The sequence below is a fragment of the Bosea sp. NBC_00550 genome, assembly GCF_026020075.1.
GTDB lineage: Bacteria > Pseudomonadota > Alphaproteobacteria > Rhizobiales > Beijerinckiaceae > Allobosea.
Genome location: NZ_CP102773.1, coordinates 195,796 through 208,244 on the forward strand (window position 1 = coordinate 195,796; position 12,449 = coordinate 208,244).

Here is a 12,449-nt window from a genome sequence, read left to right on the forward strand (position 1 = left end):
GAGAGGCTCATGAAAACGCTGACTTTAGGTGTCGCCGCGCTCGCACTGCTCGCCGTTGGAGGAGAAGCCCAGTCTCAGGGCAAGAAATACGTCTTCGCCCTGGTGCCCAAGAACATGAACAATCCCTTCTTCGACCAGGCCCGCGACGGCTGCAAGAAGGCCGAGAAGGAACTCAACGGCGCGATCGAGTGCCTTTATATCGGACCTGGGGAACATGGCGGCGGCGATGAACAGGTCCAGGTCATCAACGATCTCATTGCCAAGAAGGTCGATGGCATCGCCGTCTCGCCGTCGAATGCCGCCGCGATGGGCAAGGCGCTCGAGGGCGCAAAGAAAGCGGGAATTCCGGTTCTGACCTGGGATTCCGACCTGCTTGCGAAGGACAAGGGCCTGCGCAGCGCCTATGTCGGCACCTATAACTACGACATCGGCGTCAATCTCGCGAAGCTCGTCCAGCAAATCAAGCCGAAGGGCGGCACGATCTGCATCCAGTCGGGCGGTGCGGCGGCTGCAAACCATAACGAGCGCATGCAAGGGATTCGCGATACGCTTGCCGGCGCGAAATCGGCCTCCGCGCCGGGTGCCAAGCTCACCGGCCAGCATGGCTGGACGGAAGCCGCGGGTTGCCCGCTCTATACCAATGACGACTTCCCGCTCTCGGTGCAGCAGATGGAGGATACGCTCGGCAAGAACCCCAAGCTCGATGCCTTCGTGCCGACCGGCGGCTTCCCGCAATTCATCCCGCAAGCGTATCGCAAGGTCGCCGAGAAGTATAAGGCCCGGATCGATGACGGCTCGCTTGCGCTGGTCGTCGCAGATACGCTGCCCGTCCAGATGGATCTCCTGAAGGCAGGCCTGTCCAAGGGGCAAGTCGGTCAACGCCCCTTCGAGATGGGCTACAGGACCATGCTGTTCCTGAAGGATATGAAGGACGGCAAACCCGCCCCGAAGGATCCGACCTATACCGGCCTGGATGTCTGCACGCCGCAGAATGCCGCGACCTGCGTCGGCGCCGGGAGCTAAAGATCGGCCCGAAAAGTGGATGGCGGTTTTGGGGCAAAGCCGATGCCAATGGTTAGATCATCGGACCGGATACGATATCCGGTCCGGCGAACTAAGCGAGGGCGGGATGCCGTCCCGCTCGGGCGCTGACTTCGCCCGGGCTCGCAGTCAGCCGCGATACGGAGCCAGGCATGCGCCCCAGAACAGGCTGGAAAAGTACCATGTTGGCGGCCCAAACCCGGCAGCTCCAGCAAGGCAGCAACCTCGTTCTCCAAGGCACGCGGATCGGCGCCCTGCAATATTTTGGCGCGCTCGCCTCGACTTCGGCGGGCTGGGCGCCGTGCATGCGCCAGCGCTCTGCCCAGGCCGCCAGCAGCAGAGGTTCGGCGGCGTAGGCAAAGCGATTGCCGGCAAGTATGAGGTGAGCGCCGGGTTTCAGCCGTGACGCAATGGCGTCAGGAAAGTCGCCGATCTGGTAGGCTTTCTGGAGCGATCCGAGGGCTTGCATGGCGCGCTTCATCGAAGGCGAGAACCGGCGGCAGACAGAGCTCCTGCCCGCCTGTCTTTTGGATTACGTCAGCGAAGACAACCCGGTCCGGGTGGTGGATGTCGTCATCAACTAACTCGATTTGAGAGCGATTGGCTTTGGCGCCCGGCCTCGACGGGGCGGCTTGGATACCATCCCGCTACCCTTCCCAAGCTGTACCTCTACACGATCCGGCGTTGACAAAAATAAGGCTGATGCCGGATCTCCTCCGCGAGTTCATGGATCGCGGATGACGACGCGACTCCCCTAGCGAGATGAAAGCCCGAACGTACCAATAGCCTGTCGCGTTGCATCCGCTACGACGGCATCAATGGCGTCGGGTGATGCGTTTTGCGCGCCCGTGAAGAACACGCAGATCAGAATCGATGGCCCGCTTGGCGGCCAAATAATGCCGATATTGTTGTGCGTCGCCCGCGCCCCGGTGCCGGTCTTGTGGCCGACGGTGTAGCCGGCGGGGACGCCTGCCTTGATCCGGCCTGCCCCGGTCGGAGTCTCGGTGATCCAGCGCACAAGCAACTGCAGGTGCGCCGCCGAGAGCAAGTTGCCGCGCAAGACCTCGTCGAGATTGGCGACATACTGCTCGGCCGTGGTGGTGTCGCGCATGTCGCCGGGCAACGCGGTGTTCAGCTCGGTTTCCATTCGATCAACGCGTGTGACCTGGTCGCCGATGCTGCGATACCACTGCTGGAATGCAGCGAGACCGCCCATTTCGCGGATGAGGATATTCGCCGCTGGGTTGTCGCTAATCTCGACAGTTGCTTTGCACAGCTCCTCCAGCGTGAGCGTTCTGCCGATCGCCGGCTGCGTGACCGGCCCATGCGGCACCATGTCGGCGGCTGTGATCGGGACGGCTCGGTCGAGCCGGTCGCGCCCCTGCTGCACAGTCTGCATCACATAGGCTGCGAGAAACAGTTTGAATGTTGAACAGAAAGCGAAGCGCTCGGTCGAGCGCCAGCCGACCCGCTGACTCTCCCGCGTGGCGAAAAGCCCGAGGCGGCCGCCATGGCGCACTTCCAGGGACCGAAGATCGAGACTAGCCCGAGGTGCAGCCGCGGCATGCCCGGCGCCAAAAAGAGCGGCACCAGCGCCGATCAAGAACCAGCGGCGGTCCGCCACAAGGGAATCGATGGTGCGAGTTGTCATGTGCGTTTCGTCTCCAGAGGGAGGCGCAGAGGTAGCGAGGCCGCATGGCCCTAGCCAAATGATCGTTACTCAGATTTGATATGAATAAAATTGGGGCTTCTGGATGGATGTTTCGAGACTGCCGCTCAACGCCTTGCGCGCCTTTGAGGCATCGGCACGGCTCGGTAGCCTGACCAAGGCCGGGATGGAGCTGCGCGTCGGCCAGACCGCTATTAGTCATCAGATCAAGCTGCTTGAGAAGGATCTCGGCTTCATCTTGTTCGAGCGCTTGCCGCGTGGCATCGCCCTGACCGAGGAGGCCCAGGCGTTGCTGCCGGTGCTGACGGATGCGCTACGGCGAGTCGGCGACAAGGTGCACCAGCTGCGTACAGGCGGCACGGCCGAGATTCTCACGATCGGCGTGGTGAGCAGCTTCGCCCTCGGATGGCTCCTGCCGCGCCTGCAGGACTTCAACGCGCGGCATCCGCAGATCGAGGTGCGGATCAAGACGAACAACAACCGTGCCGACACGCTCCTAGACGGCCTCGATCTGTTCATTCGGTTCGGTGACGGCGCCTGGCACGGCACCGAGGCGGTCGAGCTGATGCAAGCCCCGCTTGCTCCGGTCTGCAGCCCTGCGCTCGCCATGTCAGTCCGCACTCCGGCTGACCTGCTGGCCCAGCACCTCCTGCGCTCATACCGCCAGGACGAATGGCCGCTCTGGTTCCTTACCGTGGGGCTGACCCCGCCGGTTGCGCGAGGCTGGATTTTTGATAATTCGCTGGCGCTGGTCGAAGCGGCAGCGCAAGGTCTAGGCGTTGCGCTTGTCCCCGCCGCGATGTTCTCGCGTGATATCTCTTCCGGACGGATCGTACAGCCGCTCGACCTCGGTATCGTCACCGGGGCCTACTGGATGACGCGGCTGAGATCACGGACCGAAACCAGCGCCATGGTGGCCTTTAAGAGGTGGATTGTCGCTGAGCTGTAGGCTGAGAATGGCAACCGGTCTGCGGCATCAAAGCGGACCATTTTTCAACGGTAAGCGGCAAGATGGACATTGGCGCATCGCCCGGAAACAGACATTCACACGGTGCGGCTCCAGGTCATTTTCGAGACAAATGGATCCTCTGCCTGCCTTCCTTTCGAGGCTCTCACAGGTAAATGTTGATCTATCATGTCCTCTCGTGCACGCGCCGCCTGCTTGCTGCCGATCAGCCTCTTGCTGACGAGCCTCGCGCTGGCATGCGCCGCGCACGGCCAATCAGGCACTCCAAGCGCTGATGGTGTCTACGCCAGAATCCCGATCCGCGACGAGTTCGGCCGCGACCAGATTCCGATGTTTCGCTCGTGGAACCCGAACCCGGTGGGAAATCACGACGCCAACCTGCGTGCGCTCGACCCAATCCTCGCCAATATCGTTAGAGGGGCGCAAGCCGGCCTTCCGAACCTGCGCTTTGTCATTGGCTCGGGCCGGCGTGACCGAGATCAACAAGGTCGGGCCGTGGCCTGGGGATGGTCGAGGACGAAAAGCTCTTCGCATCGCTCCGGACGGGCTGTGGATCTCTGGCCGCTCGACGGGGAGGGGCGTGTCGTCTTCGATCCGACGCTTCAGGGCCAAATCGCCGCGGCCATGAGAAAGGCCGCCTCGGACACTGGGGTCCGGCTTCGCTGGGGCGGTCACTTTGGTCGCTACAAGGACAATGACCGGTCGCATTTTGAACTGGCGGCGAGGCGTCATCGCAGATGACGGCAACTGACGAGACCTGTGAGGACGCACACGGCCGACTAGAGGCACGGTTTCCACTGGATGGCACGTCACAACCGTCGCTAACATCGCGGATGCCGACGGGATTGCGGTTGCGCGGCACTACGGGACACTCAACGATCGCCTGACGGATGCGCTCGCTGATGAGTGTTTCCCCCGCCGGCAGCATCACGGAGTTTTTCGACCAGGAGACTGGCAGGAAGCGACAGTCCCTTGTTCCTTACCGAGATGACAAATTGGCGGCGGGCCCAAGGGTCGGTCAGCGGGACCACCGTCAGACACAGTGCCTGTTGAACGGCGCGCGCTTCCTCGCCAGGGACGATGGCGACTGCCAGACCAGCGGCGACGATCCGGTAGGCAGCATCCACCGTCGACACCTGGATCCGGTGGATCAGCTGCTTTCCGGCTGCTCCTGCGGCGCTCCGTTGTCTTTGCTGCATGATGCTGCGAGCCAGGATATCGACGTGCTCGTAATCCAGGGTCTCGCTAAATGCGACCGAGTCGCGGCTGGCAAGCGGGTGCCCCTCGGGTACAACGACGGCGAGGTGATCCCGGTGATAGGGAAAGAGGGTCAGATCTCGGAAGTCCACCGCATCCCAGCAAACGCCGATGTCGGCTCGTCCCTCTTCGACGCCCCTTACAACCTCCCAGATTTCCCGCTCTTCCATGCTCACTCGGACGTCGCGATACATCTTGGCGAAGCGACCAATATCATTGGGTAGAAACTGGGCGAGCGCCGACTTGCTGCCGAAAACGCGAACGTGGCCCTGCACACCCTGCGCAAAGGCGCCGAGGTCCGATTTGATCCGGTCGAGCATCTGCAGCGACTCGCGCGCATAGCGGCAGAGCGCCTCGCCCGCGGCCGTGACCGTCACGCCTCGGCGACCACGTTCAAACAATCTGACGCCGGCTTCGCTTTCCATATGGGCGAGGCGCTTGCTGACGGCCGAGGGCACGATCGCTTCCCTCTGGGCTGCGGCCGCGATGATGCCCTCCTCGCAGACGGCTACGAACAAGCGCAAGGACACGGGGTCGAAACTGCGCATGACGCCTCCTGCAGAGCTTTGCAGCCATCTCCAAATGGAACGGCTTGGATGAAAAATGACCATGCCAGCGGTGGCTGATATTCCCTTCGCCTCGCTCTATCGTCCCGTCAACGAAGAACGGGGAGGCGACGATGGCGAAACTGGCTCTTGGCATTTTGCTGGCGGCGGCGATCGCGACGCCGGCTGCGGCGCAGAATTATCCTTCACGGCCGATCACGATGATCGTTCCTTTTGCCGCCGGGGGGCCGACCGACACGGTCGCTCGTGTGACCGCGGAAACTATGGGCCGCATTCTGGGCCAGAACATCATCGTCGAGAATGTGGCCGGCGCTGGCGGCACGACCGGCAGTCATCGAGCGGTTCGCTCCGATCCCGATGGGCACACCATCCTGCTCAACCATCTCGGTCTGGCGACGGCTGTCACGCTCTATCGCAAGCTGGCTTTCGATCCGACGGCCGATCTCAGGCCCGTCGGCGTCGTCTCGGATGCCAGCATGGCGATCATCGCCCGACCGGGATACCAGCCTGAATCGCTGGTGGATCTGATCAAGGACGTCAAAGCACGCGGGCAGGATGTGACATTTGCCCATTCTGGCCTGGGCGCCTCCTCGCAACTCTGCGGACTGCTGTTCATGGCCGCCATGGACAAGAAGCTCACTCAGGTGCCTTTCCGGGGCGGCGGGCCAGTACTGCAGGCGCTGCTGGCGAACCAGGTCGACCTTGGCTGCGAGCAGGCCACCACTGCCGCGCCCCAGCTGCAGTCGAAGAGCATCAAGGGCTATGCAGTTACGAGCGCGCAGCGAATCCCCGCGCTTCCTGATCTGCCCACCGTCGGCGAAGGCGGCCTTCCCAACATGGAAATTAGCGTGTGGCACGGCCTCTTCGTGCCTGCGAAGACCCCAGACTCCGTGGTTCAGACTTTGTCGGCCGCGTTGGCGAAGGCGTTGCAGGACCCCACGCTCGCCAGACGTTTCATTGACATTAGCACTGTGCCGACGCCTGAAAAGGCCACGCCGCAGTCCCTGGCGCAGACGCTGAAAGACGACATCGGCCGCTGGCGTCCGCTGATCCAGGCCGCCGGTCAGTTCGCCGACTGAACCCAGCCGCTCCTCCCACCAGGAAGCCCTCTAAATGCGTATCGTCGACATCCGGGAGCGCACCGCTCCGATCGCCTCGCCCATCGCCAATGCCTTCATCGACTTCTCGAAGATGACGCTGAGCCTGGTTGCTGTCGTTACCAACGTCATCCGCGACGGCAAGCCGGTGATCGGCTACGGCTTCAACTCGAACGGGCGCTATGGCCAGGGCGGGTTGATCCGCGAGCGCTTCGCCCCGCGCGTGCTCCAGGCGGCGCCCAACAGCCTGCTCGATGCTGAGGGTGGCAATATCGATCCAGGCAAGGTGTGGGCCGCGATGTTCACCAATGAGAAGCCCGGCGGCCATGGTGAGCGCTCCGTCGCCATGGGCACGATCGACATGGCGGTCTGGGACGCCGTCGCCAAGATCGCCGGCAAGCCGCTCTTCCGGCTGCTGGCGGAGCGCCACGGTACGCAGGCCGATCCTAAGGTCTTTGTCTATGCCGCCGGCGGCTACTACTACCCAGGCAAGGGGCTGGAGGGTCTGGCGGCCGAGATGGAGGGCTATCTCGACCGCGGCTACACGGTCGTGAAGATGAAGATCGGCGGCGCGCCGCTGGCAGACGACTGCAAGCGTATCGAGGCGGTGCTGAAGCTGCTGCCGGCCGGCAGCAGGCTCGCGGTCGATGCCAATGGCCGCTTCGATCTCGATACCGCGATCGCTTATGCCAAGGCGCTGCGCCAGTACGACCTGTTCTGGTACGAGGAGGCCGGCGATCCGCTCGACTACGATCTTCAAGCCAGGCTCACCGAGCATTATCCCGGCCCGATGGCAACCGGCGAGAACCTGTTCTCAATGCAGGACGCACGCAACCTGATCCGCTATGGCGGCATGCGGCCGGATCGCGACTGGCTGCAGTTCGACTGCGCGCTGAGCTACGGCCTCGTCGAGTATCTGCGCACGCTCGACATGCTCAAGGAAAACGGCTGGTCGTGGCGCCGCTGCATCCCCCATGGCGGCCACCAGATGTCGCTGAACATCGCGGCGGGGCTGGGGCTCGGCGGCAACGAGTCCTATCCGGACCTTTTCCAGCCCTATGGCGGTTTCCCGGATGGCGTCCGCGTCGAGGCCGGCCACATCGTCATGCCGGAACTGCCGGGCATCGGCTTCGAGCGCAAGTCGGACCTTATCGCGGAGATGCGTAGCCTCGCCGCGTGAGGCTACAGGCGCCGTCCTTGTGCGCCAACTGCTGACGTTGGAGTGCCGCATGAAACCAGACGTTCGCAGGCAGGACTTTCTCTTTGCAAATGCGCGACCTCACCCGCTGATTGCCCTCACGGACGCTCCGCATGGATTTCCGCCATCCGAGCCCGCAAGCGCGGCACAGTCCAGTCCAGGAAACACCTCACCTTCAGCGGCAGCAGTTCAGCCGCAGGATAGACAAGGCTAACCGGCAGCGGCTCCGGCGCAAAATCCGTAAGGACGACCTCCAGTCGGCCAGACCTTAATTCTTCCTCTACCTGATAGGATAACACGCGGATAATCCCGAGATCGGCGCCCGTCCCGGCTCATCAGGGAGAAGTCGGCGAGACGCGTCGGATCGAGCCGTTCGGCGCCTGCGCTGCGGGCGATGACCGGCACGTTGCGGATGTCTTCCCGGACCTGCGTGACAGGAACGCCGCTCAGCAGGAACTGGAGCTGCTGGCCGACCTGCGCCGACGACAGCCCAATCAAATTGAGGCGGTCCTGGTCCGGCACGAAGCGAGGGACCGGTGTGCGGTTGCCCCAGTCGCTTGCCTGACATCGAGGATGCCGCGCATGACCTGCATGGCATGTCCGGAGATTTTGTAGAGCTCAGCCGGGTCGGGACCGACGATGCGGAACTCGACCGGGAACACCGAGGGAGGCCCGAAGACAAATTGTGTGGCGCGTACATAGGCCTCGGGCGCGAACCCGTTCGCAATCTCCTCTCGCTGCCGAAGCTTGGGCTCTTCACGCGCATGAGCATCCGGCGTCAGCACGACGATCTTGGCGAAGGCCGGATCGGGGAGTTCCAGCGACAGCGCGAGGAAGAAGCGCTGCGCGCCCTGGCCGACATAGCTGGTGAGGATCTTGGCTTCCGGCTGCCGTTCGAGCCAGCGCTCGACCTTTTGGACCGCAGCGGCGGTGGTCTCGATGCTGCTGCCTTCCGGCAGGCGGATTTCGACGAGTACCTCGGGCCGGTCGGAGGTGGGAAAGAACTGCTGCTTCAGCCCGCCCATGCCGACGCCAACGCGCCGAAGGATGCCCGTTCGTCGCGCTTGCGTCCGACGCGGCCCGGCAGGGCCCGGAGGTGAAGGCCGAGTTCGAAGCCGGCATCCGCGCGAAACTCCACATAATCGCAAGCCTGTCCGCGGAAGAAGGTCGCGACACTCTTCTGGCGAAGGTGTCGATGATGGTCGGAGCCGTCCTGCTGTCGCGAACGGTCAATGACGAGACGCTGGCGCGCCAGATCCTGAACGCAGCCGGCTCCCAGATCGCCGGCGGTGCGAGCACAACCAACGGCGAGCTGGAGCGCGTGCAGTGAGTGCTGCGGAAACTGCCCTAGACGGACCGCCGCAGGCTTCCCAAGCTGGCCTCGATCCACTTCGATCCGACCTCCACGAAGTGAGGAGCCCGATCGTCCTGATTCTCGCGGGTCTCGTTGCCCTCGGCACGCTGGCGACCAACATTATTCTCCCGGCTTTTCCCCGCATGGCTGCTGAAATGAGCCTGACGAGCACCCAGCTCGGAATCCTCCTCAGCAAACGCACCCCGTCGAAGCAAGGAGCACGCTCGCGCTCGGCAGCGTGTCTGCAACCTATCGATCCCTCTTGGGCGACGGTCGCTTCCTGCTGCCGGCGATCTCGGTCAGCATGGTCCTCGGCGGGTTGTTCAGCTTCTTTGCCGCGGCGCCCGGTGTCCTGATGGGCCAGTTTGGGCTCACCGCGTTTCAAATGGGTCAGTCCTTCGCTGCGACTGTACTGAGGCTCATGGCGCCTCGACCGGCACGGCGCCATGGCGACAGAACCGGCGGCTTCGCGGAGCTGATCATCTTCGCCACGGGCTCGCTGGCGATGGTCGCGGTGGCGTCTCAGCCGACCTATGCGACATTCACCGCGGCAATTTCGATCGTCCTCTTCGGCATGGGGCTCATCAGTCCGCTTGGCACGGCGATCGCGCTGCAGCCGTTTGGTCGTCAGGCCGGATCGGCCTCTGCCCTGCTCGGCTTCCTACAGATGGGCAGCGCCGCCATCGGATCGACGCTGGCGAGCGCGATGCCGTTCTCGCCATCGGCCTCGCTTGCAATCGTGATGACGGCGGCCTCGGTCGTCGCGCTCGCTGCCTTCCCTTCCATCGCGACCGTCCGCGACGCGAAAAGCAGCCTTCTGCCATCATCGAAGCGCAGGTCTTGAACGATGCGTAGGATAGTTGTCACGGGAATGGGAGCCGTCACGCCGCTCGGCTCCGGCGTCGGCCGCTCCTGGGAGCGCTTGCTCGCCGGCCACTCTGGCTTGCGCCGGCTCTCGGACGAGGTCGTTCGCGATTTGCAGGCGAAGGTTGGAGGGGTCGTTCCCTCGATCGAAGAAGATCCCGAGGGCGGTTTCGAGCCGGCTCGCGTCCTCGCGCCGAAGGACCAGCGCAAGGTCGACCGCTTTATCTTGCTCGCCATGGCAGCCGCCGACGAGGCGATCGCTCAGGCCGGCTGGAATCCGGAGGATGAGCGGCAGCGGTGCCGCACGGCCACCATAATCGCCTCCGGCATCGGCGGGTTTCCTGCGATCACCGAGGCGGTTCGCACCGTCGATACGCGTGGGGTGCGTCGTCTTTCGCGATTCACGGTGCCGTCCTTCCTCGTCAATCTCGCCGCCGGCCAGGTCTCGATCCGCCATGGCTTCAAGGGCCCGTTGGGCGCGCCGGTGACGGCCTGCGCGGCTGGTATCCAGGCGATCGGCGACGCGGGCCGCCTGATCCGTGCCGGCGAGGCCGACATTGCGGTCTGCGGGGGAACTGAGGCTTGCATCAATATCGTCAGCCTCGGCGGCTTCGTCGCAGCCCGCTCCCTCTCGACCGGCTTCAACGACCGGCTGGGTGAGGCCTCCCGGCCGTTCGATTCGAGACGCGACGGGTTCGTCATGGGCGAAGGCGCGGGAATGCTCGTCGTCGAAGCACTCGATCACGCGCTGGACGGTGGAGCGACGCCCATTGCTGAACTCGTCGGCTACGGCACGACGGCCGACGCCCATCATATCACCTCCGGCCCCGAGGATGGCAGTGGAGCACGCCGCGCGATGGAGATTGCGATCGCGCAGGCTGGGATCGTGCCGGCGGACATCCGACATCTCAACGCCCATGCGACATCGACGCCGGTAGGCGATCTCGGCGAGATCGCTGCGATCAAGACATTGTTCGGCGAGTATCCCGAGCTTTGTGTGAGCGCGACCAAATCCGCGACTGGCCACCTGCTCGGCGCCGCCGGCGGATTGGGCGCGATCTTGCTATCCTGTCGCTCCGCGATCAGATCGCGCCACCTACGCTCAATCTCGAAGACCCGGATCCGAAGAGTGCGGGGATCGACCTGGTGGCCCAACATGCGCGTCCCGCCGCCATGGAATTCGCGATGGCGAACGGTTTTGGCTTCGGCGGAGTCAACGGCAGCCTGCTGTTACGGCGATGGAACGGCGACGGTTGAAGGTCGCATGATCGCGGCTTCGCCAGCAAGACGAGACCCACGCGGCAGCGCTGCAATGTTGCCGCGCGAAGCGCGTCGAACGGACGTTCCGATAGTGCCGGAATAACGGTCTGAGAGCTCCTGTCGATGAGGTCGCACGCGGACATTCGAGCACGCCGCTCAGCGGTGTCGACTTGGTAGCGATTTCACTCCCGGTGCCTCAGCGCCTCGACGACCACCTTGAAGGCCGGGAGGTTCTGCCGGCGGCTCGGGTAATAGAGGAAGTAGCCGTCGAAGTGGGGCGACCAGTCGTCGAGCACCTGTACCAGAGCCCCGGATGCCATCTCTCGCTCGACGATGTCGTTTGGGACGTAGGCGATGCCGAAGCCGCTCACGGCCGCATCGATCATCGCGTAGGAGTTATTGAAGGTGAGCTGACCACCCACCCGCACTCGCAGTTCCTGCCCGTCCTTCTCGAACTCCCAGGCATATAGTCCGCCCGCGCTCTCGTGGCGCATGTTGATGCAGGCGTGCCCGACGAGATCCTTCGGATGGCGCGGCGTGCCGCGGGCGGCGAGATAGGCCGGCGAGGCGACCGCGACGAGGCGCCAGTCAGGCCCGATCCGGACCGCGATCATATCCTTCTCGACGCTCTCGCCCAAACGAACGCCGGCGTCGAAGCCTTCCTCGACGATGTTGCGGAACGTGCTGTCGAGGATCAGCTCGACGGTGACGTCGGGATAGTCCTGCAGGACGGGCTTGAGCTTCGGCCAGACGACGCGATCCAGGGCGTGATCCGATAGCGTCAGCCTGATCGAGCCGGAGGGCTTGTCGCGAAACGCGGACAGCGCGACGATCTCGTCGTCGATCTCCATCAGGCGTGGCGCGATCGTCTGCAAGAGCCGCTCGCCCGCCTCGGTCAGCGCCACATTGCGCGTTGTCCGCGTCAATAGCCGGATGCCAATTTGTGCTTCGAGCTGCTTGATGGAGTGGCTGAGCGTTGACTGGGCCACGCCGAGCCGGGCAGCAGCGCGCGTAAAGCTGCGCTCCTCCGCCACGAGCTGGAACCATCGAAGCCTGTTCAGGTCGCCGATCGACATAAGGGTCCCTCACGCACGAATCTATTATTCGACCTGTTCGATCAGTTTAATCTGTTTGCGACGGCTAATAGAAGGATACCGGAACTGCTAGATCGTTTCC

General features: G+C 63.7%; 9 protein-coding genes and 6 pseudogenes. 9 read left to right on the forward strand and 6 right to left on the reverse strand.

What is annotated here, in order from left to right; all coding sequences use genetic code 11:
- The first annotated feature begins 9 nt into the window (after positions 1 to 9).
- Positions 10 to 1,023, forward strand: a complete 1,014-nt coding sequence (locus NWE53_RS27900; protein ID WP_265055460.1) for a sugar-binding protein — start codon at positions 10 to 12, stop codon at positions 1,021 to 1,023.
- Between the two features lie 147 nt (positions 1,024 to 1,170).
- Here NWE53_RS27900 and NWE53_RS27905 read toward each other — a convergent pair.
- Positions 1,171 to 1,456: pseudogene (locus NWE53_RS27905) on the reverse strand (SAM-dependent methyltransferase); the annotation flags it as partial.
- Positions 1,457 to 1,508: 52 nt separating this feature from the next.
- Here NWE53_RS27905 and NWE53_RS27910 point away from each other — a divergent pair.
- A pseudogene (locus tag NWE53_RS27910) lies at positions 1,509 to 1,714 on the forward strand (transposase); the annotation flags it as partial.
- A gap of 81 nt (positions 1,715 to 1,795) precedes the next feature.
- Here NWE53_RS27910 and bla read toward each other — a convergent pair.
- Entirely contained in the window at positions 1,796 to 2,692 is an 897-nt protein-coding gene (gene bla, locus NWE53_RS27915) for a class A beta-lactamase (RefSeq protein WP_265055461.1), read from the reverse strand.
- Between the two features lie 103 nt (positions 2,693 to 2,795).
- On the opposite strand from bla, the gene NWE53_RS27920 reads away from it, so the two are divergent.
- Both NWE53_RS27920 and NWE53_RS27925 read left to right on the forward strand, forming a co-directional pair.
- Entirely contained in the window at positions 2,796 to 3,659 is an 864-nt protein-coding gene (locus tag NWE53_RS27920) for a LysR family transcriptional regulator (protein WP_265055462.1), read from the forward strand.
- A gap of 213 nt (positions 3,660 to 3,872) precedes the next feature.
- Positions 3,873 to 4,418 carry a M15 family metallopeptidase gene (locus tag NWE53_RS27925; RefSeq protein WP_265055463.1) on the forward strand — a complete coding sequence of 182 codons (546 nt, stop codon included), beginning with the start codon at positions 3,873 to 3,875 and terminating at the stop codon, positions 4,416 to 4,418.
- 131 nt (positions 4,419 to 4,549) lie between these two features.
- Here NWE53_RS27925 and NWE53_RS27930 read toward each other — a convergent pair whose 3' ends face one another.
- Positions 4,550 to 5,482, reverse strand: coding sequence for a LysR family transcriptional regulator (locus NWE53_RS27930; protein WP_265055464.1), 933 nt, complete (start codon positions 5,480 to 5,482; stop codon positions 4,550 to 4,552).
- 131 nt (positions 5,483 to 5,613) lie between these two features.
- On the opposite strand from NWE53_RS27930, the gene NWE53_RS27935 reads away from it, so the two are divergent.
- Both NWE53_RS27935 and NWE53_RS27940 read left to right on the forward strand, forming a co-directional pair.
- Positions 5,614 to 6,579, forward strand: a complete 966-nt coding sequence (locus NWE53_RS27935) for a tripartite tricarboxylate transporter substrate-binding protein (RefSeq protein ID WP_265055465.1) — start codon at positions 5,614 to 5,616, stop codon at positions 6,577 to 6,579.
- 34 nt (positions 6,580 to 6,613) lie between these two features.
- Positions 6,614 to 7,777, forward strand: a complete 1,164-nt coding sequence (locus NWE53_RS27940; protein WP_265055466.1) for a mandelate racemase/muconate lactonizing enzyme family protein — start codon at positions 6,614 to 6,616, stop codon at positions 7,775 to 7,777.
- Between the two features lie 116 nt (positions 7,778 to 7,893).
- Here NWE53_RS27940 and NWE53_RS27945 read toward each other — a convergent pair.
- Both NWE53_RS27945 and NWE53_RS27950 read right to left on the reverse strand, forming a co-directional pair.
- Positions 7,894 to 8,115, reverse strand: a pseudogene (locus NWE53_RS27945) (LysR substrate-binding domain-containing protein); the annotation flags it as partial.
- Positions 8,111 to 8,826: pseudogene (locus NWE53_RS27950) on the reverse strand (efflux RND transporter permease subunit); the annotation flags it as partial. The pseudogenes NWE53_RS27950 and NWE53_RS27945, both read right to left, overlap by 5 nt.
- Positions 8,827 to 8,891: 65 nt before the next feature.
- On the opposite strand from NWE53_RS27950, the gene NWE53_RS27955 reads away from it, so the two are divergent.
- The 3 genes and pseudogenes from NWE53_RS27955 to fabF all read left to right on the forward strand — a co-directional run bounded on the left by NWE53_RS27955 (position 8,892) and on the right by fabF (position 11,270).
- Positions 8,892 to 9,125, forward strand: a complete 234-nt coding sequence (locus NWE53_RS27955; RefSeq protein ID WP_265055573.1) for a hypothetical protein — start codon at positions 8,892 to 8,894, stop codon at positions 9,123 to 9,125.
- 232 nt (positions 9,126 to 9,357) lie between these two features.
- Positions 9,358 to 9,993: pseudogene (locus NWE53_RS27960) on the forward strand (MFS transporter); the annotation flags it as partial.
- Between the two features lie 3 nt (positions 9,994 to 9,996).
- Positions 9,997 to 11,270 (forward strand): annotated as a pseudogene (fabF, locus tag NWE53_RS27965) (beta-ketoacyl-ACP synthase II).
- A gap of 185 nt (positions 11,271 to 11,455) precedes the next feature.
- On the opposite strand, the gene NWE53_RS27970 reads toward fabF, so the two are convergent.
- Positions 11,456 to 12,349 (reverse strand): LysR family transcriptional regulator, encoded by an 894-nt coding sequence (locus NWE53_RS27970; protein WP_265055468.1) that lies wholly within the window; start codon positions 12,347 to 12,349, stop codon positions 11,456 to 11,458.
- Positions 12,350 to 12,449 lie beyond the last annotated feature (100 nt).